This window comes from Pseudomonas sp. PA-5-4B (assembly GCF_021606215.1).
Taxonomy (GTDB): Bacteria; Pseudomonadota; Gammaproteobacteria; order Pseudomonadales; family Pseudomonadaceae; genus Aquipseudomonas; species Aquipseudomonas edaphica.
In genome coordinates this window covers 1-21,501 of sequence record NZ_WKDB01000042.1, presented here as the reverse complement: position 1 = coordinate 21,501, position 21,501 = coordinate 1, and the positions used below count along the sequence as shown (strand labels likewise).

Genomic DNA, 21,501 nt, shown 5'->3' with positions numbered 1-21,501 from the left:
TTTGGAATGCATTCCAAACAGAGTTATCGGGCGGGTTTAACGAACCGCAACGTCATCCGATCCGACTCGCCAATCGCGACATACCTGGCCTTATCCTGCTCCCCATAGCGCAGCGATGGCGGCAACGTCCACACGCCACCCGGGTAATCCTTGGTGTCCTTGGGGTTGGCATTCACCTCGCTCTGCCCGGCCAGCTTGAACCCGGCGTCCGTCGCCAGCTTCACCACTTGCGCCGTGGTCAGGTAGCCGCTGTCCTTGATCGCTTCCAGGTCCGCGCCGTCTTTGGCCCGGTGATCTTCCACGCCCAGCACACCGCCTGGTTTGAGCACGGTGTAGAACGCGCTGAAGGTCGCTGGCGCGGTGCCTGCGTCTACCCAGTTATGCACATTGCGAAAGGTCAGCACGGCGTCCACCGAAGCCGGTTTGCCGAGCACCGGGGCTTTGGGGTTGAACTCGACGACTTCGGCCTTGGCATAGCGCGCAGGGTCGGCGGCGAATTTGTTTTTCAGGTTCTGTTCGGACGTCGCAGCATAAGCACTGCTGCTGGCAGCTTGCACGGCGGCGATGTAATGCCCGTGGTCCTTGAGCAGCGGCGCGAGAATTTCGCTGAACCAACCGCCACCCGGGGTGATTTCGATCACGCTCTGTGTGGCGCTCAGGCCGAAGAACTCCAGGGTTTGCTGCGGGTGGCGGTAACCGTCACGCGCGCTATTGGCCGGGTCGCGCCAACTGCCGGCCAGCACGCTGGCGTATTGCTCGGCGGTAATCGGCGCATTCGCTGCCTGGCTTAAAGCCGGAGCGAGGAGGGCGGTAAGAGACAGCGCTGCAAGCGTGGTTTTCATGATCATCCTGTAAGGGGCCACTGTGCTGTCGAGGCTAGCACGGGCCTTGCACGGGCCGATCACACATTATCCGCAGTGGACCTCACTAAAAGGTCTAAGCCCATGGCGATCATTGGCTTGTTGCGTTTGTAGCGCGCCAGGCGCTCACCCAGCGATTGGGGCAGGGTGGTTTCCTGGGTGAAACCCATACGTTGATAGAGCCCTTCCAGCTGCGGATGACACAGCAACCACACCGTGCCTTCCACATCGGCCACTGCCGCAGCAATCAACCGCGCCGCCAGCCCGTGGCCGCGATAGGCCGGGTCAACAAACACGCCGGTCAGCCATTGCCCTCCCACCACAGGCGTAAGGCACAACCCGGCGACAATCTCGCTGTCACGCGCCACCCACAAGCGGCCGCCCTTGAGGGCCTTCATCGGCGAATTATGGCGGCGGTAAAACTTGTTCAGCAGCGGCCACAGTGGCTCTGCCAGCAGTTGGATGTGCAGTTCGGGCATGGTGTTTGAGCAACGTAATCAAGGGCCGCCGATTATAAGCGCCTTCTGCCGGGCAATAGGTGGTATACCCAGTGTTACATCCCCTTCACGTGGAGCATGCATCATGGCCAAAGGTATGGATTCAAAGAAAGCCGCGAAGAAAAAGCCGGCAAAGACCGCCGATGAAAAACGCGCCGACAAAAAAGCCAAAAAGACTGAAACCGGCCTGTTCGGTCACTGAGTTACAAGCTTAGAACCAAACGATCTGCAAGATTTTTGCGCCTCACTGCACAGAGCAGGAAACACCTGCTCTGAGCTGCCGATGGCCAACTACCTTGATCTGACCCAACGCCGGGAAATCGAAGCCCTGGCACGCAGTTTTACCGCAGTCACCGAATGGCCGACCTGGCTGTTGCTGATCGGCGTATATACCGGCTGGTTCGCCGTGATCCTCGCCAGCCACTGGCTGGGCCTGTGGCTGAGCACGGTGTTGCTGATCCCGTTGGTGACACTCTGGCTGTCGGTGCAACACGAATTGCTGCATGGCCATCCCACCCGTTCGCCCCTGATCAACAAACTGCTCGGCTACGCGCCGTTTGCCGTGTGGTATCCCTACACGCTGTACCGCGACAGTCACCTGTTGCACCATAACGACGAAGACCTGACCCTGCCGGGCATCGACCCGGAAAGCCGCTACCTCAATCAACACCAGTGGGATAACAGCTCGTTGCTCAAGCGCGGCGTTCACTGGCTGACCAAAACCCTACTGGGGCGTTTTCTGCTGGCATCGCCGCTGGCCATCGCCCGATTGGCGCGTCATCAACTCCGATGCCTGCCCCAGGTGTGGCCAATGTGGCTGGCCCACGGCGGCGTGACAATCCTGATGCTCGGCGTTATCGCCCACTCCAGCGCCATCCCGGTATGGCATTACCTGCTGCTGGTGACCGCGCCAGCCTTGTCCCTGGCGTCGATCCGTTCCTACTATGAACACCGCCCGCACCCGCAGCCGGAACAGCGTACGGTGCTCAACGAAGCGTCCTGGCCGTGGACCTGGCTGTTCCTCAATAACAACCTGCACCTGGTGCACCACGACTTGCCCAAGTTGCCCTGGTATCTGCTGCCCACGGTCTACCGGGCGCGACGTGAACAATGGGTCGCGCGCAGTGGCGGCTTTCTGGTGCAGGGTTATGGCCAGTTGATCAGCCGCCACGGCCTCAAGGCCATCGACAGCCCAAGGCACCCTTTTGCGTGAGAGACGACCATGAGTGACCACTACGCCGAGCTGCGGATGTACGTCGCGCCCGCAGCGGTGCAACAGGCCAACCAAGCGTGGCTGACGCGTATTTTTGAGCGCCTGAACCTGACGCGCCGCAACGCCGACCACCTCGACCTGCACGGCCTGTGGCTCGCGCCCGAGCTGCTGGTGACGCAAACCTGTGGCTACCCGCTGATGACCCAACTGCGCGGCAAAGTGCGCGTGATCGGCCGCCCGCGCTATGAGCTGGCCCACAGCAGCCAGGGCGAACATTGCAGCCTGCTGCTGACCCGCGAGGACAGCTCGCTTAACGAACTGGCGGACTTCTACGACAGTCGCGGCGTGATCAACGGCCACGACTCCAACAGCGGCATGAACCTGCTGCGTGAACGCCTGGCCCCGCTGCAACGCGACGGCCGTTTCTTCGCCAGCGTCGGCATCAGCGGCGCCCACCGCGAAAGCCTGCGCTGGCTGCGCGAAGGCCGCGCCGACCTTGCCGCCGTCGACAGCGTGACCTACGACTACCTCGCCCGTTTCGCCCCCGAAGAAGTGGCGGGGCTGCGCACCGTCACCCGCAGCGCACCGAGCCCGACCTTGCCCTTTATCGGCCCGCTGCACTTGAGCGATGAGCAAGTGGCGCACATTCGTGAGGTGATGAATCAGGCGTTGCAGGATTTACCGCACGTGGTCGCAACCCTGGGCATCCAGGCAGTTCTGCCTGCCAGCGAAGACGACTATCAAGTCCTGCTGAACTATCAACAAGCCGCCGCCACTGCCGGCTACCCGCACCTACGCTGATCGTTCCCACGCTCCGCGTGGGAATGCCTCCAGTGACGCTCCGCGTTACGCGTTCAGGAGCAGACGCGGAGCGTCCAGGGCTGCATTCCCACGCAGAGCGTGGGAACGATCATCGTGCGAACAATCGGTTATATAAAAATGCATTTTAAATATTATTAAAGAATAAGCGGCCTTGCTAGGATCGCTCCACCGGAACACCGGACATAACGCGCAACCTTCTCAGATGGAGCCACTATGTCCGGCGCCGACACTTCTCACAGCGATTACGTGGGCGGATTGTTCCGCAGTCATTACGACTGGCTGTGCAGCCGTTTGCACCGCCACCTCGATTCCCGCGCACACGCCGAAGACATCGCCGCCGACACCTTCGTCCAACTGCTGAGTTCGCCCGGCGTGCTGCCGATTCGTCAGCCCCGCGCCTTGCTCACCACCATCGCTCAGCGTTTGATGTACCAACTGTGGCGTCGCCGTGACCTGGAACGCGCTCATCTCGGCGCCCTGGACAACGACGAAACCTGCAACGCACCGTCGCCCGAAGACCTCGCGCAAATGCTCGAAGCCCTGCAGGCCATCGACCAATTGCTCGACGGCTTGCCGGCCAAGGTCAAGGCGACCTTTTTGCTTTCGCAGCTCAATGGCCTGACGTATCCCGAGATCGCCGCCGAACTGGGGATTTCCCAACGCTCGGTCAGCGGCTACATGGCCCGCGCCCTCAACCGTTGCCTGCGCCAGACGCCCGGCCAGCCATACAGCTACACGCGGCTCAGTTATGACTTTTAAACAACTTGAGTGGCACACCGATCCAGTGTGGGAGCTGGCTTGCCTGCGATAGCGATGTTGAAGCCACCATCGCCATCGCAGGCAAGCCAGCTCCCACCGTTGATCTCCTGTGTTCCGGAAAATGAGGTTCTGCATGAAAACAATTAAAAACCTGCTCGGTGGCTCGCTGCTGGCTCTCGCTGTCCTGACGCAGCCAACCCAGGCCGCCGAGGCCATCAAACCCATCCACTTCGGCGACATCACCTGGGAAAGCGGCAGCCTGATCACCGAAGTGCTGCGCCTGATCGTCGAGAAAGGTTACGGCCTGCCCACCGACACCTTGCCAGGCAGCACCGTGAGCCTGGAAGCCGCCCTGGCCAAGGACGACATTCAGGTGATCGGCGAAGAATGGGCCGGGCGCAGTCCGGCGTGGGTCAAGGCCGAGGCCGAAGGCAAAGTGTTCGGCCTGGGCGACACGGTCAAAGGTGCCACCGAAGGCTGGTGGGTGCCTGAATACGTGATCAAGGGTGAGGCCGAACGCGGCATCAAACCGCTGGCGCCGCAGCTTAAGTCAGTGGCTGACCTGGCGCGCTACAAGGACGTATTTCGCGACCCTGAAGACCCGAGCAAAGGCCGCTTCCTCAACAGCCCCACCGGCTGGACCTCGGAAATCGTCAATAGCCAGAAGCTCAAGGCCTATGGCCTGACCGATACCTTCGTCAACTTCCGCACCGGTTCCGGCGCGGCGCTGGATGCTGAAGTGGCCTCCTCGATCCGCCGTGGCAAACCGGTGTTGTTCTACTACTGGTCGCCGACGCCACTGCTGGGCCGCTTCAAGCTGATCAAGCTCGAAGAACCGCCGTTCAACGCCGACGCCTGGAAAACCCTGGCCGACGCCAACAACCCGCACCCCATTGGCACCCGTTCGATGCCTGCACACTTGGCGATTGGTGTGTCGGCGCCGTTCAAGGCGCAGTACCCACAGTTAGTCACCTTCTTTGAAAAAGTCGACCTGCCGATCGACCTGCTCAACGGCATCCTTGCGCAAATGAGCGAGAAACGTGAACAGCCGCGCCAGGTCGCGCTGGCGTTCCTCAAAGAGCAGCCGCAAGTGTGGCAGCAATGGGTGCCTGCGGATGTCGCGGCCAAGGTCAAAGCTGGCCTGTAGCTGATCGTTCCCACGCTCCGCGTGGGAATGCATCCCGTGACGCTCTGCGTCACGATTTTAGAGCGGGACGCGGAGCGTCCCTGGCGGCATTCCCACGCAGAGCGTGGGAACGATCGGAGGTAACAATGATGGTTAAGTTTTTCAGTGTGGTTCTGGCTTCACTTGTGTTTTCGGCAGCGGTGTCTGCGGCCGAACCGTCTACCTTGCGCATCGGCTACCAGAAAAGCTCGGTGAGCATGGTACTGGCCCGTGAGCACAAACTGTTCGAAGAGGCGCTGCCCGGCACCCAGGTGCAGTGGACTGAATTCCTCGGCGGCCCGCCACTGATCGAAGCGCTGAACGCCGGCAGCCTGGACATTGGCAATATCGGCGACATCCCGCCGATCTTCGCCCAGGCCGCCGGCATCGACTTGCAGTACTTCGCTGTCGAGCCCAATGAAGGCAAAACCGAAGCGGTGCTGGTGCCCACAGCCAGCAGCATCCAAAGCGTGGCCGAACTCAAGGGCAAGCGCGTGGCGCTGCTCAAGGGCTCCAGCGCACACAACCTGTTCCTCAAAAGCCTGCTGCGCGCGGGCTTGCAGTGGAAGGATGTGAATGTGGTGTACCTGTCGCCGTCCGATGGCCGTGCTGCGTTTGAACAAGGCAAAGTCGACGCATGGGTGGTGTGGGACCCGTACTACTCGGCGGCCGTGGTCGATGGCTCCGCCCGCGTATTGGGCGACGGCCAGGGCCTTAACCCGGCCGGCAGTTTCTTTGTGGTCAACAGCCCGTTTGCCAAACAGTACCCGCACGCCGTCGCCACCATCATCAAGACGCTCGGCAAGGCCCAGCGCCTGTCTCTGGACCAGCCCGAAGAAAGCATCGCCTTGATGGCCAAGACCCTGGGCCTGCAACCGGCGGTGGTCAAAAGCTACTTCGAACACCGCTCGCCGGAGCCGATTCGGCCGCTGCAGGCCATCGACATCGCCAATCAGCAGCGCACCGCCGACCTGTTCTTCGCCAACGGCCTGATCCCGAAAAAGGTCGATGTGCAGCAAATAGTCTTCAAGGCTCTAAACCAATGAACATCAACTGTGGGAGCTGGCTTGCCTGCGATAGCGCTGGCCCAGACAGCACATCATTGCCTGACACACAGTCATCGCAGGCAAGCCAGCTCCCACAGTGGATTGCATTTCAGGTCATGGATTTTCAGCAGCCAGCGCCGCAGTCACGGCAGGCCGTGCGCCAACGCGTTGTTGAAACGCCGTCAGTGCCGGCCACGGCTGCAGATCAATGTCATGAACCGCCGCCCAGCGCAGCAGCACAAACAAATACGCATCCGCTACCGAGTACTGCTCGCCCAGCAAATAATCCTGACGCTCCAGCGTCTGCACCAGAAACTCAAAGCGCTTGAACAACTTGGCCACAAACGTGGCTCGCACTTCGCCTTGGATCGCCGGGTTGAAGAAAATCCCCAGCCCGCCGTGAATCTCGCTGGCGATTAAATTCAGCCATTCCTGCAAACGCACACGCTCCCAACTGCCATTGGCCGGGGCCAACCGGGCGGCGGGTTTCAGGTCGGCCAGGTATTGCAGGATCGCACTGGCTTCGGTCAGCACCTGGCCGTTATCCAGTTGCAGCGCCGCCACATAGCCCTTGGGGTTTATTTGCAGGAAGTCTGCGCCATCGGCAGTGGTTTTGGCCTTGTTATCGACCCTTACCAAGTCGAACGGCAGCGCCAATTCGCGCAGCACGATATGGGGGGCGAGGGAACAGGCATTCGGGGAAAAATACAGTTTCATGTGGGGCTACTCGGTTGAATTTGCGCCAGTCTCGCGGGCATGGCACCGTGGGTAAAATTAAACCTTCAGACCCCACCCATAAGGACAGCTACTGCCATGATGAACCTGATGCACTGGCGCTTGCTGGTGGCCGTGGCCGATCAAGGCAGCATTACGGCGGCTGCCGAGCAGGTGGGCATGACCCAGTCCGCTGCCAGCCAGGCCATGGCCAACATGGAGGCGACTTTGGGGGCGCAATTGTTCACGCGCGAGCCGCGCAAGACCTTGCCCACCGCGCTCGGGTTGAGTGTGATCGAACAAGCGCGCGTGATGATGGGGGCGTTGCAGGCGATTCGTACAACGGTCGACGACGCTCGGCCGCTGCTGCGTGGGAGTATTCGCATCGCCAGTTTCCCGATGGTGATGGCGACTTTTCTGACGCCGCTGCTGCAGCGTTTTCGTCAGCTGAACCCCGGTATTGAAGTGACCACGCTGGATGTCACGGACAGCGAAGTGCTCACCTTGCTTGACGCCGGCCTGATCGACCTGGGCGTGGTGCTCAACCCCAGGCCCGAGCGCAACGCCAGCGTATTGGGGCGAGATTGCTGGATGGCCGTGTTGCCGACCGATCATCCCTTGGCGCAGCGCCCGGCCAACGCCAGCGTGTCGTTTGAGGAACTGCTGGAGCAACCCTTTGTACTTGCCACCGGCGGTTGCACCGCCAGTGCCCGCAGCTTGGCGAGCGCTGCGGGGCTTACCCTGCGCGATATTCGCGTGGAAGTACGCGAGTGGAACAGCGCCTACAGCCTGGTACGCGAAGGCGTCGGCGTCACGCTGGTACCTGAAATGGCCTTGCCGGTAAAGCGCAATGGCTTGCGCGTGATGCCGCTGACCGTCCCGCTGTATCGCGAATTTGCCTTGGTCGGCTCGCCCACCCGGCCGCCTTCAGCCGCGGCAAGCGCATTGTTAAAAATGCTGGCTGACTAGTGGCCTTGCATAGCGCCAAGCCCTGTCTATGCTCACCCAGAACCGTTGATGACGTTTGGCATATAAAGCGTTTCGGATGGTTATTTCCCCATGAAGGTTAGCCAGCACTATCCAAAAAATGAATGGAATGCGCCTTTCAGGCGCCGGGAATCAAGGGTGATCTGACCATGTTCAACCGCCATCACAAATCCGACCTGCAAGAAATCGAACGTTTCTCCTGTGCCCTCACCGAAGCCAACGCCAAACTCGCCGCCATCAGCCGTTCCATGGCAATGATCGAGTTCGACCGCAACGGCATCATCCTCGATGCCAACGACAACTTCTGCCAAGCCATGGGCTACAACGTGGAGGAAATTCGCGGCAAGCATCACCGCATTTTTTGCGAGGATGCCTACACCCACACCGAGGCCTACACCAAGCTATGGCGTGACCTGGCGCGGGGCGAAGCCCTCAGCGGCACCTTTATGCGCCTGAACAAGCGTGGCGAAGAAGTGTGGCTCGAAGCCAGTTATATGCCGGTGCTCGACAGCAACAACCAGGTGCAGAGCGTGATCAAAGTGGCTTCGGATATTTCGGCGCGGGTCCATCATGAACACGAGAACCAGAGCCTGATCGACGCCATCAGCCGTTCAATGGCGGTGATCGAGTTCACGCCCCAGGGCCAGATTCTCAACGCCAACGACAATTTCCTGCGCACCGTGCAGTACTCACGCGAAGAAATCATCGGCCAGCACCACAGCATGTTCTGCCACCGTGCCGAGGTTGAGTCGCCGGCCTACAAGGCGTTCTGGGCCTCGCTCAACCGTGGGGAATATCATTCCCATCGCTTCGAGCGTAAGAACAAATACGGCAAGACCCTGTTTCTGGAAGCGTCCTACAACCCGATTTTCGACACCAACGGGCGCCTGTACAAAGTGGTGAAATTCGCCAGTGACATCACCGACCAGGTCACCACCCTGCGCACCGCCGCCGATTCGGCGCATGCCACCTCGGTACAAAACGATGCCTGTGCGCGCAAAGGTTCGGAGGTGGTGCAGCAAACCGTGCAGATCATTGAAGAGATTTCCAGCGACTTGAATCAGGCGGCCCAGAGTATCGATGCGGTGAGCAAGCAATCGGACATCATCGGCTCCATCGTGCAGACCATCCGCAGCATTGCCGAGCAGACCAATATGCTCGCGCTTAACGCAGCTATTGAAGCGGCGCGGGCGGGTGAGCATGGGCGTGGTTTTGCGGTGGTGGCCGATGAAGTGCGCAGCCTTGCCGCACGCACCAGTCAGGCGACAGTGGAGATTGTGGATGTAGTGCGCAAGAACCACGACCTGTCGCTGAGTGCGGTGTCGAGCATGCAGTCGAGCCTGAGCCGTACGGGGCTGGGTGTGGAATTGGCGAATGAAGCGGGGCAGGTGATCCTGGAGATTCAGGAAGGCTCGCGGCATGTGGTGGATGCGATCAGCCAGTTCAACTCAACGTTGCAACTGCAGTAAGGCTGGGGGCTCAAGATCGTTCCCACGCTCCGCGTGGGAATGCCTCACTGGACGCTCCGCGTCCGCTCTTGGGACGCGGAGCGTCCTTGGCTGCGGAGCGTGGGAACGATCATCACGATCATCAGCGGTGTCGGTCAGATCGCGGCCAGGGTTTCTTTAACCGCCTGCGCCGGATCAGTGGCCTTCGCCGCTACCTGCTGATCTTGCTGCTGCTTCACGCGTTCAGCCACTTGCTTGGCAATCGCGTCCTGTTTTTCCTGCGGCATTGCTTGCACTTGCGCCTCGGTCAAACCCTGTTCCTTGAGCAACTGCTCGCGGATGCGTTCGGCGGGGGATTTGTTCATGTAGTCGGTGAAGTCGGCGCGTGCGGTGCTGGTGCTCGAACCGGCTGCCGGCACATCCGTCGATGCGGTAGGGGCGGCGGTGGTGGCTTGCAGCTGCACACGGGTCTTGGCGAAGGCTTCGTCGATGCGATCGTTGGCCTTGTCCAAATCCTTTTGCGCGGCCGGCACGGTCACGCTTTGCTGCGCCGCTTGCAGGGCGCCGCTGTACAGCGTGCTGGCGGCAGCGTTGGCCGGGTCCATGTCGGGACGCTTGAGCTGTTGCACGGTCGATACGGCTTGGGCGTTGTTATTAACCAGCATGATCGGTCACCTGTGGAAATGTTCGGTGCGACAGCTGGAGCAAATAGCATGCCGAGTGCACCACCCCCGGTTTTGTTGGGGATGGCGCGGGCGTCGCGGCAATCATTGTCCCGCAGGCGGCCAACTGTTGCCGTCAGTGCGCAATATTCTCCAACGCCAAATTGCGCGTGCGCGGCCCGAACCAGCTGATGGTGATCATCACAATCAACATGCTGCTGGCAATAAACGCCAGCACGCCCGGCGTGCCCAGGTGCTCCAGAATAAAACCGATCAACAAGCTGCTGAACACCGTGGACAAGCGGCTGAACGAATAGCAGAACCCCACCGCCCGTGCGCGGATATTGGTCGGGAACAACTCGCTCTGGTACGAGTGATAACTGAAGCTCAGCCAGGCGTTGCAGAAGGTGATCATCACCCCGCAGATCACCAGCCCCACGGCCGTGGTTTGCAGGGCAAACAGGCTGCCGAAGATCATCGCGCCCATGGCTGAGCCGACAATCTGCCATTTATTTTCGAAACGGTTGGCCACTTTTACAAACAACAACGGGCCCAGCGGGTAGGCGAGGGTGATGATAAAGGCGTACATCAGGCTGTGGGTCACGCTCACGCCCTGGCCCGACAGCAACGCCGGCAACCAATTGCCGAAGCCGAAAAAGCCGATAGCCTGGAACACGTGAAACACAATCAGCATCAACGCACGGCGCCGGTACGGCGGTTGCCAGATATCGGCAAAACGGCCGCTGCCTTGCACGCTGACGGCCTGCGGTTCAGGTTCTTCCAGCGGTTTGCCGTGATCCTTTTGGCAGCGCGCCTCCAGGTTGTCCATGATCTGCCCGGCTTCATCAAAGCGACCTTTTTGCGCCAGCCAGCGCGGTGATTCCGGCAGGCGCTTGCGCAGTTGCCAGATAAACAGCGCAAACACTGCACTGCTGAGCACCACCCAGCGCCAGCCAGAGACCCCGAATGGCGCCTGGGGCACCAGCCACCACGACATCAATGCTACCGCCGGCACCGACAGAAACTGGATGAAAAACGCAAAGGCGAACGCTGAACTGCGCATGCGCTTGGGCACCAGTTCCGACAGGTAGGCGTCGATGGTTACCAGCTCGATCCCCAGGCCAATACCCACCAGAAAACGCATGCCGATAATGCCCAGCGCCGAGGTTTGAATGCCCATCAACACCGTGGCGACCGTGTACCAGATCAACGCAAAGGTAAAGATCGCCCGGCGCCCGAAACGGTCGGCGATAGGGCTGAGCAGGCTGGCGCCGAGGAATAGGCCCAGAAAGGTTGCCGAGGCGAACGCGGCCTGGTCCGAGAAGCCGAACACGCCCTCGCTGCCGGTGTGGAAAATACCGTCGCTGATCAAGCCGGGGCTGATATAGGCGGTCTGGAACAGGTCATACAGCTCAAAAAAACCACCGATCGACAGCAGCGCCACCAGGCGCCAGACGGTGGCGACGGCGGGCAGGCGGTCAATGCGCGCGCTGATGTGGGCAGCACGGATCGGGTCGATGCCGTCGGCGGTGGAGAGTGCAGGCATGGGCAGAACTCAATAAGTAATCGGGATTTCAAATGCTTGGAATGCATCATCGACCGGATGGTAACCCAACACCCGCGTGGTTTCGCTCAGGTCCAGGCGCTTGAAACGGTTATTGGAAATGCCATGGGCGATCAGGTGCTTCACGCCCTCGGCCTCCACCGAGCGTTGCAGCAATTGCACCGCGTCCCGTGGGCTGAGCCAGGCGCTGAGGTCGCGGGCATTGTTGAGGTCGTGGGTTTCGGGGAACTCAAAGGCGCCGATGCGCAGGGCAATGGTCGACAGTGGCGTCTTGGCTGCGTAGTAGCCGCACAACGCCTCGCCGTAGCATTTGCTCACGCCATACAGGTTGGCGGGCATTACCTGCATGCCGGGCGTGATCTGCCGGTCTACCGGGTAGCCTTCGATGGTTTGTGCGCTGCTGGCGAATACCAAACGCTTCACGCCGGCGGCCACGGCGGCTTCGAACAGGTAAGTCGTAGCAAGGATATTGTTCGGTAGCAACTCGTCGAACGACGCGCTGGCGTGGGGGATGCCCGACAGGTGCACGACCACGTCGATGCCATCAAGCAGCGCAGCCAGGCTGGCTTTGTCGCTGAGGTCGGCATGGACAAAACGGTGCTCGCCCAGGTCGAACGCCGGCGCGATGCGGTCCGTGAGGGTGAAGCGGTAGCGCTCTTTTGAGGCTTCGAAAAATGTCTTGCCGATTCTGCCGCAGGCGCCGGTAAGCAGTACGTTGAGTCCTTTCACAGTGAGTCCTTGTTTTAGTGATGGCCGTCGAGGGCGAAGGTCTTGAAGCCCTGGCGTTGGCTCAGGCGTTGGTAATACGCCGCAATGGCAGGGTAGGGCGGGCGCTCCATGGGCGTGTTCTGCCAACGGTGCACCGAGAGGCCGATCAGGATATCGGCGAGGGTGAATTCATCTCCGGCCACATAGGCGCCGGTTTTGGCCAACTGTTGTTCCAGCAGGCCCATCTTGTCATTCCAGCGCTGCACGGCGGCGGCAATCTGCGTTGTGTCGAGGCCGTCGGGGTTGTTGCGCACCAGCGCGGTGAAGGCGTCGCCCCAGGCGCGGTTGAGTTCCACGGCTTGCCAGTCCACCCATTGCTCGACCCGCGCACGTGGCGCGGGTTCGGCGGGGAGCAGGTCGGTGCGTTGGTAGAGGCCGATCAGGTAGCGGCAGATGGTGTTGGATTCCCACAACACACCGTGGTCGTCGATCAGCACCGGCACCTGGGCGTTGGGGTTCAGGGCCAGGAATTCGGCTGACTGGGTGGGCTTGAAGCCGATGCCCCAGTCTTCACGTACGTAGTCGATGCCCAGTTCCTGGCAGGTCCAGAGCACTTTGCGCACGTTGATGGAGGACGTGCGGCCGAGGATTTTCAGTGAGTGTCCCATGGTGCTTCCCTGACGATGGCGAGCGGTCAATCTAGCAGGGGCAGGACTTTACGGCGATATCTTAAGTGGGCACGGACAACATGTGGGAGCTGGCTTGCCTGCGATAGCGGTATGTCGGGCAATGATGTGCCGACAGGTCTACCGCCATCGCAGGCAAGCCAGCTCCCACATTTTTAACCGAGTAAGGCTTTAGGTGCGTGGTGTTTGCTGGTCCATGGCTTTGCCTACCATCAGCACTGACAACTCGCTCAGTTGATGAATGGCGAGTGCCACGTCGCGGTGTTTGCCGGTGAGGTCATTGGACAGGTCGAGCAACAAGGTGCTGACGGAGCACACGGTTTCGTAGCTGTTGATCAGTAGGGATTCGAGGGGTGTGTCGGGTGTGAGAGTGAAGAGCGTAGTTGGGGGATTGACGCTTTGCATGGTTGAAGTACCTGGTTTGTGCCACACCCGCATCGCTACTAAACAAGTTGGGTGGCAGCTGTGCGCAGGTTAGTAGACCGGTAATCCCACACAAACCCGGCGCGCCCGAAGGCGCCCTACGCACAGCCGCCATAATTGGCTTGTGCATATTGTGTTGGGAAGTTCGGGCTACTAAACCCGATCACCGAGAAATTCAGTGACCGACCCACCTTAGAGACCACCCCCCAAGCGCACAAGCCGGCGGATTCTGACGTAAGCGTAGGCAACCGGGCAAGGCGCTTACGGCAATGTCAGCCGCGTCCTACAGCCTTCCTACATCTCAAGCGAGCACGGAAAAAAATGTGGGAGCTGGCTTGCCTGCGATAGCGGTGTGTCAGGCAATGATGTGCCGACAGGTCTACCGCCATCGCAGGCAAGCCAGCTCCCACAGTTTGATTGTGTTTGGGCTTTGAAAGTTACGTGCTTTCGCGCACCTGCAACTCAAACCCCATGTCCACCACCGGCTTGGCAATCTTGTTGCCTGCCATGATCGTCAACAAATGCTCCGCCGAGCGCCGCCCGATCGCTTCCCGTGGCGTGCTGATACTGCTCAAACGCGGCACCATAAAAGACGATGCCGGCAAGTCGTTAAAGCCCAGCACCGCCACGCGCTCCGGCACGTTGATGCCGTGTCGCATGGCCTCCAGCAGTGCGCCCTGGGCCAGGTCGTCGTTACCGAAGAAAATCGCATCCACGTCCGGATGCGCCGCCAGCAGCTGCAAAAACAACTCACCACCCAAGCCCACGGAGGAGGGGCGTGGCGTCAGCAGTTCCAGCGCCGGGTCGTACATACCCGCCTGCTGCAGGGCGCGGCGGAACCCTTCACCGCGCAGCAACGTGCGCTGGTCCAACTGCGCGCCGATATACGCCAGGCGCTTGCGCCCACGGGAGAGCAAATGCGCTGCGGCTGTTTCGCCTGCGCTCAATTGCGAAAACCCCACGCAATTCACGCCTGCGTTCGGGTCCAGATCCATCATGTACACACAGGGCACATTGCTGGCCTCGACCATCCGTCGTGCGCTTTCGGTGCGATCAAACCCGGTCAGCAGCAAACCGCGTGGCTGGTAGGCCATGTAGTTGCGCAGCAGGTTTTCTTCTTCATCACGCGAATAGTGCGAGTTGCCGATCAGTACTTCAAAGCCCTTGGGCCGCAGCACTGCGTGGATGGCTTCGAGGGTTTCGATAAACAACAGGTTGGACAGCGACGGCACGATGACCACCACCGAATGGCTTTGCGCCGAGGCCAGGGCGCGAGCGGCGGGGTTGACGACGTAATTCAGTTCGGCAGCGGCCAGTTGCACTTTTTCCACCAGCTCGGTAGCCACCGTGCTGACGCCACGCAGTGCGCGGGAGGCGGTAATGGGGCTGACACCCGCCAGGCGGGCCACTTCATTGAGGGTCGGGCGACCGGTGGTGCGCAATTTTTTATCGTTCTTGGAGGTCATCAGGCTGTTGCCAAACAAAAATCGAGGCACTAAGGTAGCGCTGTCTCCAAATGGCTGCAAATTATTGAACGTTGGGTTGCCTGATCCTGTTCAAACAGTTGGAGAGGATGCACGCGTCACTCCATAAAAATGACAAGTCGGCGCGGGAAAAGCCTGTTTTTGCACTAGCCTTACAGCGTGCAAAGGTAGCGCTATCTGCGTCCTGAGGTGTTTCATGAGTCAACCTGTTACCGCCCTGGTCATCATGGGTGTTTCCGGCTGTGGCAAGTCCAGCGTCAGCGAAGCCCTGTGCCGCCTGAACGGCGCCACCGCCATTGAAGGCGACAGCTTTCACCCTGCCGCCAATATCGAAAAGATGAGCGCCGGCCACCCCCTCAACGACGACGACCGCGCCGGCTGGCTCGATATCCTCTGCGATGAACTGCGCCGCTCGCTCAAAGCGGGCGAGCATCCGGTGCTCACCTGCTCAGCCCTCAAAAAGAAATACCGTGACCACCTGCGCGAAGCCGCGCCGGGCCTGGGGTTTGTGTTCCTGGAGCTGACCCGCGCCGTGGCTGCTGACCGCGTGTCCCATCGCCCCGGCCATTTCATGCCGGCAAGCCTGATCGACAGCCAGTTCGCCACCCTCGAATCGCCCGTGGGCGAGCCGCTGACCCTGGCGCTCAATGCCAGCGAAGACAGCGTTGAGGACTTGGCCAAGCAAACCAATGCCTGGTGGCTGCAACACGGCTTTGAACCTACTCATTAATTTTTTGCCGGAAAAGGTAGCGCTACCCCCGGCGAAAGATTCAATACCCGCTTTAATAACAACAACAAACAGGAGAGACCCCCCATGTTTGGCATGTCCCACGAGTCCTACCTGCTGCTAGACGCAGTGGTCACAATCATCGGGTTGATCGTTCTGATCACCCAATTCAAGGTGCACCCGTTCATTGCACTGATCATCGCGGCCGGCTTTCTCGGCCTGACCTCGGGCATGCCCGTGGACAAGATCATCAAGGCGTTCCAGGACGGTTTTGGCGGTGTGCTTGGTTTTGTCGGCATTATCCTCGCGCTGGGCACGATGCTCGGCAAGATGATGGCCGAGTCCGGCGGCGCCGATCAGATCGCACAGACACTGATCCGTGCCTTCGGCAAAGACAAAGTTCAGTGGGCGATGATGTTCGCTGCGTTCCTGGTGGGCATCCCGCTGTTCTTCGAGATCGGTTTTGTACTGCTGATCCCGCTGGTATTTATCGTCGCGCGCCGCACCGGCGTGTCGCTGATCAAGATCGGCATTCCGCTGCTTGCTGGCCTTTCGGCAGTACACGGCCTGGTGCCACCGCACCCTGGCCCGCTGCTGGCCATCGGCGTGTTTGGCGCAGACATCGGCAAGACCATCCTGTACGGCCTGATCGTCGCACTGCCGACCGCCATCATTGCCGGTCCGATTTTCGGCACGTTTATCGCCAAGTACATTCCGGGCAACCCGTCCCAGGAACTGGTCGACCAACTGGCCCGCGAGCCGGAATCCAAAAGCCTGCCGAGCTTCAGCATCACCCTGATCACCGTGCTGCTGCCGGTGTTCCTGATGCTGCTCAAAACCTTCGCCGACGTCGCGCTGCCGGACGGCCATGCCATCCGCAACTGGATGGACATGATCGGTCACCCGATCACTGCGCTGCTGCTGGCGTTGCTGCTGTCGCTGTACACCTTTGGCCATCGCCAGGGCATTCACTCCAAGCAAATCCTCAAGCTGCTCGACGCCAGCCTCGCGCCGACCGCTGCGATCATCCTGATCATCGGCGCCGGTGGTGGTTTCAAGCAGATGCTGGTGACCAGCGGTGTGGGCGACGTGATCGGCCACATGGCGGTGAACGCGCAGATCAACCCGATTCTGCTGGCGTGGCTGGTGGCGGCGGTGATTCGTGTGGCCACAGGCTCCGCGACGGTCGCGACCATTACCGGCGCAGGCATTGTGGTGCCGGTGGTCGGGATGATTCCAGGGGTTAACCGTGAGCTGCTGGTGTTGGCGACGGGGGCGGGGTCGTTGGTGTTGTCTCACGTCAACGATGCGGGGTTCTGGCTGGTGAAGCAGTACTTCAATATGACCGTGGTCGAGACGTTCAAGACCTGGACGGCGATGGAGACCATTCTGTCGGTGGTGGCGCTGATCTTTATCATGTTGCTGTCGTTGGTGGTGTAACAGGCGCACCACAAAACCTATGTGGTAACCCAATCAAATGTGGGAGCTGGCTTGCCTGCGATGGCGGTGTTGGATTTACCATCGCCATCGCAGGCAAGCCAGCTCCCACATTGATTCGGTTTCTTCAGGTCGTTCAGGATCAGGCTTTATCCGCCCGGAACATCCCGCGAATCCCGCGTACCGCCTGGCGAATCCGGTCCTGGTTCTCGATCAGCGCAAAGCGCACATGATCATCCCCGTACTCACCAAACCCAATCCCTGGCGACACACACACTTTGGCTTCCAGCAGCAGCTTCTTGGCAAATTCCAGCGAACCCATGGCGGCATACTGCTCGGGGATTTTTGCCCAGACGTACATCGACGCCTTGGGATTCTCGACCATCCAACCCAGCTCATGCAGGCCTTTGACCAGCACGTTACGGCGCTGGCGATACTGCTCGGCAATGTCCTTCACGCACTGCTGATCACCTTCCAGCGCCGCAATCGCGGCCACTTGCAGCGGGGTGAAGGTGCCGTAGTCGTGGTAGCTCTTGATCCGCGCCAGGGCGTTGACCAGTTCCGGGTTACCGACCATAAAGCCGATGCGCCAGCCGGCCATGTTGTAACTCTTGGACAGGGTGAAAAACTCCACCGCAATGTCCTTGGCGCCCGGCACTTGCATGATCGACGGCGCTTTCCAGCCGTCGTAGACGATGTCGGCGTAGGCCAGGTCGTGGACAACAAGCACGTCGTACTGCTTGGCCAGGGCGATCACACGTTCAAAGAAGTCCAGTTCCACGCACTGCGCGGTGGGGTTGGACGGGAAGCCCAGAATCATCATTTTCGGCTTGGGGATCGAGCCACGAATCGCCCGTTCCAGCTCGGCGAAGAAGTCCACGCCCGGCACCAGCGGCACCGAACGCACCTGGGCGCCGGCAATCACGGCACCGTAGATGTGAATCGGGTAGCTGGGGTTGGGCACCAGCACGGTGTCGCCCTGGTCGAGGGTGGCCAGCATCAAATGCGCCAGGCCTTCCTTGGAACCGATGGTCACGATGGCTTCGGTTTCCGGGTCGATATCCACTTCGTAGCGGTCTTTATACCAGCGCGAAATCGCCCGGCGCAGCCGCGGAATGCCTTTGGAAGTGGAGTAGCCGTGGGTATCTTCACGCTGGGCGACGGTGACCATTTTTTCCACGATGTGGGGAGGCGTGGCGCCGTCAGGGTTACCCATGCTCAAGTCGATGATGTCTTCGCCGCGCCGACGCGCAGCCATCTTCAGCTCGGCAGTGATATTAAAAACGTAAGGGGGGAGTCGATCTATGCGCGCAAAGCGGCGCGGCGAACCTTGGTCTGCCATTGTTGCCTCGAGGTACGTAAGCGCCCGGAACCGTCCGAGCGACGTCGGCCACTGCGGTGGCCTGCGGGGCAGACAATACGGTCGATGATGGCCAGTTGTCCAGATGTGTAGGAAAAATTTCTACTTGGAGTGAAGCCTGGATATGCCCCTATACTCGATGCGGGTTTGTTCCCTCATAAGAAGGAGACTGTTCGTATGGATCAGCAGACAAAACAACCGTTAGAGCCACGCATGGAAGCCGGTAAAGCCTTGGTAATCGCCGGGGTACAAGGGCGTTATTCAAAGGCCACAGTGGGTGATATCCCAAAGCTGTGGGAATTGTTCGACACTTGCATCAAAGACATTAAAAAGCGCGTCGGTGGCGTGACCTATGGTGTGTGCCATAACCCCCACCATGGCGAGTTCGACTACATGGCCGGGGTTGAAGTCCCGACTAAAAGCGACGTGCCGAGCAACTTCGAGTTCATCGAAATTGCGCCGCTCAACTATGCCGTGTTCCCACATTACGGGCCGGTGCAGGCACTTGAGCAAACCTACGAACGCATCATGTTCGAGTGGTTGCCGCACTCGGGCTACAAGGTGATGGGCGCGGATTTCGAACGCTACAGCGCCGATTTCGACGCGCGCAAGGGTACGGGGACGGTGGAGATCTGGCTGCCGGTTGGCGAAAAGGGCTGACGGCGGTGCTGTCAGCGCCGGCAAGCCGGCGCCGACAGACGTATCAATACAGCGTGTTTTTGACCCGCTCCGGCATCTCTCGGTCATAGGCCTCGGCATCAAACTGCCCAGCATTGAGCCGCTTGTGAAACGCTCCGGCCGACGGCAGTGCCGAGCGGTCCAAGTGCTTCTCGGGGTTCCAGCAATCCGAGCGCACAAAGGCTTTGGAGCAGTGGAAATACGCGGCCTCCACCTGCACCAGAATCACCGAACGCGCCGGTTTGCCATTCACCGCAAAACTCTCCAGCAGCTCGGGCTCGATGGAAATCTGTGCGCGGCCGTTCACGCGCAACGTTTCGCCAACCCCCGGGATGATGAACAGTAAGGCAATGCGTGGGTCTTGCAGCAGATTGCGCAGGGTGTCGAGCCGGTTATTGCCCGGCCGGTCCGGGATCGCCAAGGTGCGCTCATCCACAATCCGCACAAACCCCGGCACATCACCACGTGGCGAGCCATCAATGCCGTCCGGCCCGGATGAACTCACCACCACCAGGGGCGACGCCCGCACCATGGCCTGGTAGTCCTCGTTGAGAAACGCGATCTCCTTGCGCACCGCCCGCTCGTGGGGGAGGCCGTAGAGGGTTTCGAGTTGTTCGAGGGTTGTCAGCATGTTCACCACCTTGTCCTTGGATGAGTACAGAAGCGTTCAGCCACCGAAGCTCTGCTGGTAGCTCTGGGCGGATTGTCGAATGGCTTTTGCAACGTCAGGCGCTAACCGACAGTATTCGTCTTCGCGCTTGAGCACGACCTCAAGGGTTTGAAGCAGCGCCTGAATACGCGCCTGAGGTTCTGCAATTTCGCAGGTTCTTGCAAACTCAAGGATGCCCAAGCGTGAGGCAAACATTGATTTGTTGCCGGACAGATCCAGCGCAAGTGTGTCTTCAGGTATATAGGCGGTGGTATTCACGATGTCGTAAGCCGGGGCCAGGCGCGCGTCAAATTTAATCGGGTCACTGTAGAGCACACCGAAGTTTTTCAGGTGAGCATCGCCATTTCCCACGATGCAACTCAAAGCCACGCTATCGAACAATTGGTCCAACGAGCTGCGTTGGTTTTCTGGTGAGCAAAACGCGCGTACAGCCTTGGCGATGGCGGCATAGCTCTTGGTGTATTTCTGTTCGGCAGACAGGCCCATCAGTGTGGTCATGTCTTCGAAACCCAGCGGGTTGAGCTGCGCGTCGCGATCAAAGCGCCGCATGATGAATAGCTTATGGTTCTGCGACAGATAAAACGGCGGCACGGGCAGGCCTGCATCCCGCGCAATGGACATGCACAGGTATTCATTGATGGCCAAGCCCGGAAACTCATCGCGCCCGCTTTTGATAATCAGGTCGTTGGTTTTTGAGGTGAATTTTTGCTCGGGAGTTTGAGGTTTTTCTGGCACCAGCACTTTGGGCTGCACGCCAGAAATGCCCGCTCGCAGAATGTAACGGTCCACCAAGTCGGCGAACAGGTCTTCTGCTCCATCCCACGCGAGAATTTCTGCCAGGTTCTCTCCGTTTGCGGGCGGACCGTTGCGTTGGATCAATTCGTTTATCTGATCGGAAATCACGAAAACCCGGCCAATCGGTGCACTGCTACCTGATAAGGCCAGTAACAGCATCGGGTCCACTTTTACCGTTTTAGCCAGACGGTTACGCAATTGCTCCAGTACGTAGCCTTCGGGCAAATTCATTTGAAAGATTGGATGCAATTCGCGGCGGCGATATTCTTCTGCACGCACGGGCATGGTAAGGCTGATGGCGCTTTGGGCCTGTGCCTTAGCGTCGTAGCGAAACAGGTAATCATCAGCGCCCACCAAGACGCTGCCGCTGTCGCCCTGAGGCGTATGAACGCTAAGAGCGGGGCTATTCATTGAACAAGTCCTCTAACTCTTCAAGTGTCGGCAGAGTCACTGGCACTAATTTGACCTCACTGCCCAGGGCGGCAATCACGCGAGCATAGGCATTCATGGAAACAGAGAGGCTGCCCTTCTCGATTTCGATCAGTTTTTGCCGGGTAACGCCCGCAAGTTTCGCCAGGTCCGCTTGTGTATAGCCACGGTTGAGGCGCATGGAGCGAACTTGTTGGCCTAAGCGTTGGGTGATAATAGAAGTGTCCATGTCACGTATTCATTACTTTTGATTATTTAAGTCATATATACGTTACATTTTTAAGCTGTCAATGCCATCCCGACCAAACACCCAACTCAACCTGCGCTCATACCCAACCCGCCCCTTATACGCCTCCCCGCTGTCCAC

At 59.8% G+C, this 21,501-nt stretch carries 23 protein-coding genes and 1 pseudogene; 11 read left to right on the top strand and 13 right to left on the bottom strand.

Annotation, left to right across the window (positions count from 1 at the left end; translation table 11 throughout):
• Positions 1-23 precede the first annotated feature (23 nt).
• Both GIW28_RS20030 and GIW28_RS20025 read right to left on the bottom strand, forming a co-directional pair.
• Positions 24-842 carry a class I SAM-dependent methyltransferase gene (locus tag GIW28_RS20030; RefSeq protein WP_099550457.1) on the bottom strand — a complete coding sequence of 273 codons (819 nt, stop codon included), beginning with the start codon at positions 840-842 and terminating at the stop codon, positions 24-26.
• Between the two features lie 59 nt (positions 843-901).
• Entirely contained in the window at positions 902-1,339 is a 438-nt protein-coding gene (locus GIW28_RS20025; RefSeq protein WP_017139201.1) for a GNAT family N-acetyltransferase, read from the bottom strand.
• 301 nt (positions 1,340-1,640) lie between these two features.
• Here GIW28_RS20025 and GIW28_RS20020 point away from each other — a divergent pair, with 301 nt between their 5' ends.
• The 5 genes from GIW28_RS20020 (at position 1,641) to GIW28_RS20000 (ending at position 6,362) form a co-directional block, all read left to right on the top strand.
• Positions 1,641-2,570 (top strand): fatty acid desaturase, encoded by a 930-nt coding sequence (locus GIW28_RS20020; RefSeq protein ID WP_017139203.1) that lies wholly within the window; start codon positions 1,641-1,643, stop codon positions 2,568-2,570.
• 9 nt (positions 2,571-2,579) lie between these two features.
• Positions 2,580-3,371: a phosphate/phosphite/phosphonate ABC transporter substrate-binding protein gene (locus tag GIW28_RS20015; protein WP_170039772.1), complete on the top strand. Its 792-nt coding sequence runs from the start codon at positions 2,580-2,582 to the stop codon at positions 3,369-3,371.
• Between the two features lie 234 nt (positions 3,372-3,605).
• Positions 3,606-4,151, top strand: coding sequence for a sigma-70 family RNA polymerase sigma factor (locus tag GIW28_RS20010; RefSeq protein WP_177033298.1), 546 nt, complete (start codon positions 3,606-3,608; stop codon positions 4,149-4,151).
• A 133-nt stretch (positions 4,152-4,284) separates the two neighbouring features.
• The gene (locus GIW28_RS20005) at positions 4,285-5,298 is read left to right on the top strand and encodes an ABC transporter substrate-binding protein (protein ID WP_099550461.1); all 1,014 of its coding nucleotides are present in this window, start codon (positions 4,285-4,287) and stop codon (positions 5,296-5,298) included.
• A 128-nt stretch (positions 5,299-5,426) separates the two neighbouring features.
• Positions 5,427-6,362 carry an aliphatic sulfonate ABC transporter substrate-binding protein gene (locus GIW28_RS20000; RefSeq protein ID WP_017139207.1) on the top strand — a complete coding sequence of 312 codons (936 nt, stop codon included), beginning with the start codon at positions 5,427-5,429 and terminating at the stop codon, positions 6,360-6,362.
• 114 nt (positions 6,363-6,476) lie between these two features.
• Here the strand turns inward: GIW28_RS20000 and gstA are convergent, their stop codons facing one another.
• Positions 6,477-7,079, bottom strand: a complete 603-nt coding sequence (gene gstA, locus GIW28_RS19995) for a glutathione transferase GstA (protein WP_236447527.1) — start codon at positions 7,077-7,079, stop codon at positions 6,477-6,479.
• A gap of 96 nt (positions 7,080-7,175) precedes the next feature.
• On the opposite strand from gstA, the gene GIW28_RS19990 reads away from it, so the two are divergent.
• The 3 genes and pseudogenes from GIW28_RS19990 to GIW28_RS30855 all read left to right on the top strand — a co-directional run bounded on the left by GIW28_RS19990 (position 7,176) and on the right by GIW28_RS30855 (position 9,532).
• Positions 7,176-8,045, top strand: a complete 870-nt coding sequence (locus GIW28_RS19990; RefSeq protein WP_236447526.1) for a LysR family transcriptional regulator — start codon at positions 7,176-7,178, stop codon at positions 8,043-8,045.
• A 122-nt stretch (positions 8,046-8,167) separates the two neighbouring features.
• A pseudogene (locus tag GIW28_RS30860) lies at positions 8,168-8,989 on the top strand (PAS domain-containing protein); the annotation flags it as partial.
• On the top strand, positions 8,963-9,532 hold the full coding sequence (locus GIW28_RS30855) for a methyl-accepting chemotaxis protein (protein WP_371318500.1): 570 nt from the start codon (positions 8,963-8,965) through the stop codon (positions 9,530-9,532). The pseudogene GIW28_RS30860 and the gene GIW28_RS30855, both read left to right, overlap by 27 nt.
• Before the next feature lie 134 nt (positions 9,533-9,666).
• On the opposite strand, the gene GIW28_RS19980 is transcribed toward GIW28_RS30855, so the two are convergent.
• From GIW28_RS19980 to GIW28_RS19955, 6 genes are all read right to left on the bottom strand, one after another.
• Positions 9,667-10,176 carry a hypothetical protein gene (locus GIW28_RS19980; RefSeq protein WP_017139210.1) on the bottom strand — a complete coding sequence of 170 codons (510 nt, stop codon included), beginning with the start codon at positions 10,174-10,176 and terminating at the stop codon, positions 9,667-9,669.
• 133 nt (positions 10,177-10,309) lie between these two features.
• A complete protein-coding gene (locus tag GIW28_RS19975; protein ID WP_138452086.1) occupies positions 10,310-11,719 on the bottom strand; it encodes an MFS transporter in 1,410 nt (469 codons plus the stop codon).
• A 9-nt stretch (positions 11,720-11,728) separates the two neighbouring features.
• The gene (locus GIW28_RS19970; RefSeq protein ID WP_138452085.1) at positions 11,729-12,466 is read right to left on the bottom strand and encodes an NAD-dependent epimerase/dehydratase family protein; all 738 of its coding nucleotides are present in this window, start codon (positions 12,464-12,466) and stop codon (positions 11,729-11,731) included.
• 14 nt (positions 12,467-12,480) lie between these two features.
• Positions 12,481-13,113 carry a glutathione S-transferase family protein gene (locus GIW28_RS19965; protein ID WP_176991475.1) on the bottom strand — a complete coding sequence of 211 codons (633 nt, stop codon included), beginning with the start codon at positions 13,111-13,113 and terminating at the stop codon, positions 12,481-12,483.
• 189 nt (positions 13,114-13,302) lie between these two features.
• Positions 13,303-13,536, bottom strand: coding sequence for a DUF6124 family protein (locus tag GIW28_RS19960; RefSeq protein WP_099486528.1), 234 nt, complete (start codon positions 13,534-13,536; stop codon positions 13,303-13,305).
• 455 nt (positions 13,537-13,991) lie between these two features.
• Complete coding sequence (locus tag GIW28_RS19955) at positions 13,992-15,023, bottom strand: LacI family DNA-binding transcriptional regulator (protein WP_169985274.1); 1,032 nt, start codon at positions 15,021-15,023, stop codon at positions 13,992-13,994.
• Between the two features lie 211 nt (positions 15,024-15,234).
• Here GIW28_RS19955 and GIW28_RS19950 point away from each other — a divergent pair, with 211 nt between their 5' ends.
• The gene (locus GIW28_RS19950; protein WP_169985094.1) at positions 15,235-15,768 is read left to right on the top strand and encodes a gluconokinase; all 534 of its coding nucleotides are present in this window, start codon (positions 15,235-15,237) and stop codon (positions 15,766-15,768) included.
• Positions 15,769-15,852: 84 nt separating this feature from the next.
• Positions 15,853-17,205, top strand: a complete 1,353-nt coding sequence (locus GIW28_RS19945; protein ID WP_056859617.1) for a GntP family permease — start codon at positions 15,853-15,855, stop codon at positions 17,203-17,205.
• 139 nt (positions 17,206-17,344) lie between these two features.
• Here GIW28_RS19945 and alaC read toward each other — a convergent pair whose 3' ends face one another.
• On the bottom strand, positions 17,345-18,544 hold the full coding sequence (gene alaC / locus GIW28_RS19940; RefSeq protein WP_017135427.1) for an alanine transaminase: 1,200 nt from the start codon (positions 18,542-18,544) through the stop codon (positions 17,345-17,347).
• A 195-nt stretch (positions 18,545-18,739) separates the two neighbouring features.
• Between alaC and GIW28_RS19935 the strand changes: the two genes are divergently transcribed.
• Positions 18,740-19,222 (top strand): GyrI-like domain-containing protein, encoded by a 483-nt coding sequence (locus GIW28_RS19935; protein WP_017135428.1) that lies wholly within the window; start codon positions 18,740-18,742, stop codon positions 19,220-19,222.
• Between the two features lie 43 nt (positions 19,223-19,265).
• Here the strand turns inward: GIW28_RS19935 and GIW28_RS19930 are convergent, their stop codons facing one another.
• Genes GIW28_RS19930 through GIW28_RS19920 form a run of 3 tightly spaced genes read right to left on the bottom strand, consistent with a single transcriptional unit; the run spans position 19,266 to position 21,363 of the window.
• Positions 19,266-19,871, bottom strand: a complete 606-nt coding sequence (locus tag GIW28_RS19930) for a pyridoxamine 5'-phosphate oxidase family protein (RefSeq protein WP_017135429.1) — start codon at positions 19,869-19,871, stop codon at positions 19,266-19,268.
• Positions 19,872-19,907: 36 nt separating this feature from the next.
• Complete coding sequence (locus tag GIW28_RS19925) at positions 19,908-21,116, bottom strand: type II toxin-antitoxin system HipA family toxin (RefSeq protein ID WP_026013559.1); 1,209 nt, start codon at positions 21,114-21,116, stop codon at positions 19,908-19,910.
• Positions 21,109-21,363 carry a helix-turn-helix domain-containing protein gene (locus GIW28_RS19920; RefSeq protein WP_017135431.1) on the bottom strand — a complete coding sequence of 85 codons (255 nt, stop codon included), beginning with the start codon at positions 21,361-21,363 and terminating at the stop codon, positions 21,109-21,111. The genes GIW28_RS19925 and GIW28_RS19920 overlap by 8 nt, the downstream gene beginning before the upstream one ends.
• Between the last annotated feature and the right edge of the window lie 138 nt (positions 21,364-21,501).

Excerpts from the sequence above, each read along its gene's own strand:
- GIW28_RS20030 (WP_099550457.1), bottom strand. The coding sequence starts at position 842 with ATGAAAACCACGCTTGCAGCGCTGTCTCTTACCGCCCTCCTCGCTCCG.
- GIW28_RS20025 (WP_017139201.1), bottom strand. The coding sequence starts at position 1,339 with ATGCCCGAACTGCACATCCAACTGCTGGCAGAGCCACTGTGGCCGCTG.
- GIW28_RS20020 (WP_017139203.1), top strand. The coding sequence starts at position 1,641 with ATGGCCAACTACCTTGATCTGACCCAACGCCGGGAAATCGAAGCCCTG.
- GIW28_RS20015 (WP_170039772.1), top strand. The coding sequence starts at position 2,580 with ATGAGTGACCACTACGCCGAGCTGCGGATGTACGTCGCGCCCGCAGCG.
- GIW28_RS20010 (WP_177033298.1), top strand. The coding sequence starts at position 3,606 with ATGTCCGGCGCCGACACTTCTCACAGCGATTACGTGGGCGGATTGTTC.
- GIW28_RS20005 (WP_099550461.1), top strand. The coding sequence starts at position 4,285 with ATGAAAACAATTAAAAACCTGCTCGGTGGCTCGCTGCTGGCTCTCGCT.
- GIW28_RS20000 (WP_017139207.1), top strand. The coding sequence starts at position 5,427 with ATGGTTAAGTTTTTCAGTGTGGTTCTGGCTTCACTTGTGTTTTCGGCA.
- gstA (WP_236447527.1), bottom strand. The coding sequence starts at position 7,079 with ATGAAACTGTATTTTTCCCCGAATGCCTGTTCCCTCGCCCCCCATATC.
- GIW28_RS19990 (WP_236447526.1), top strand. The coding sequence starts at position 7,176 with ATGATGAACCTGATGCACTGGCGCTTGCTGGTGGCCGTGGCCGATCAA.
- GIW28_RS19980 (WP_017139210.1), bottom strand. The coding sequence starts at position 10,176 with ATGCTGGTTAATAACAACGCCCAAGCCGTATCGACCGTGCAACAGCTC.
- GIW28_RS19975 (WP_138452086.1), bottom strand. The coding sequence starts at position 11,719 with ATGCCTGCACTCTCCACCGCCGACGGCATCGACCCGATCCGTGCTGCC.
- GIW28_RS19965 (WP_176991475.1), bottom strand. The coding sequence starts at position 13,113 with ATGGGACACTCACTGAAAATCCTCGGCCGCACGTCCTCCATCAACGTG.
- GIW28_RS19960 (WP_099486528.1), bottom strand. The coding sequence starts at position 13,536 with ATGCAAAGCGTCAATCCCCCAACTACGCTCTTCACTCTCACACCCGAC.
- GIW28_RS19950 (WP_169985094.1), top strand. The coding sequence starts at position 15,235 with ATGAGTCAACCTGTTACCGCCCTGGTCATCATGGGTGTTTCCGGCTGT.
- GIW28_RS19945 (WP_056859617.1), top strand. The coding sequence starts at position 15,853 with ATGTTTGGCATGTCCCACGAGTCCTACCTGCTGCTAGACGCAGTGGTC.
- alaC (WP_017135427.1), bottom strand. The coding sequence starts at position 18,544 with ATGGCAGACCAAGGTTCGCCGCGCCGCTTTGCGCGCATAGATCGACTC.
- GIW28_RS19935 (WP_017135428.1), top strand. The coding sequence starts at position 18,740 with ATGGATCAGCAGACAAAACAACCGTTAGAGCCACGCATGGAAGCCGGT.
- GIW28_RS19930 (WP_017135429.1), bottom strand. The coding sequence starts at position 19,871 with ATGCTGACAACCCTCGAACAACTCGAAACCCTCTACGGCCTCCCCCAC.
- GIW28_RS19925 (WP_026013559.1), bottom strand. The coding sequence starts at position 21,116 with ATGAATAGCCCCGCTCTTAGCGTTCATACGCCTCAGGGCGACAGCGGC.
- GIW28_RS19920 (WP_017135431.1), bottom strand. The coding sequence starts at position 21,363 with ATGGACACTTCTATTATCACCCAACGCTTAGGCCAACAAGTTCGCTCC.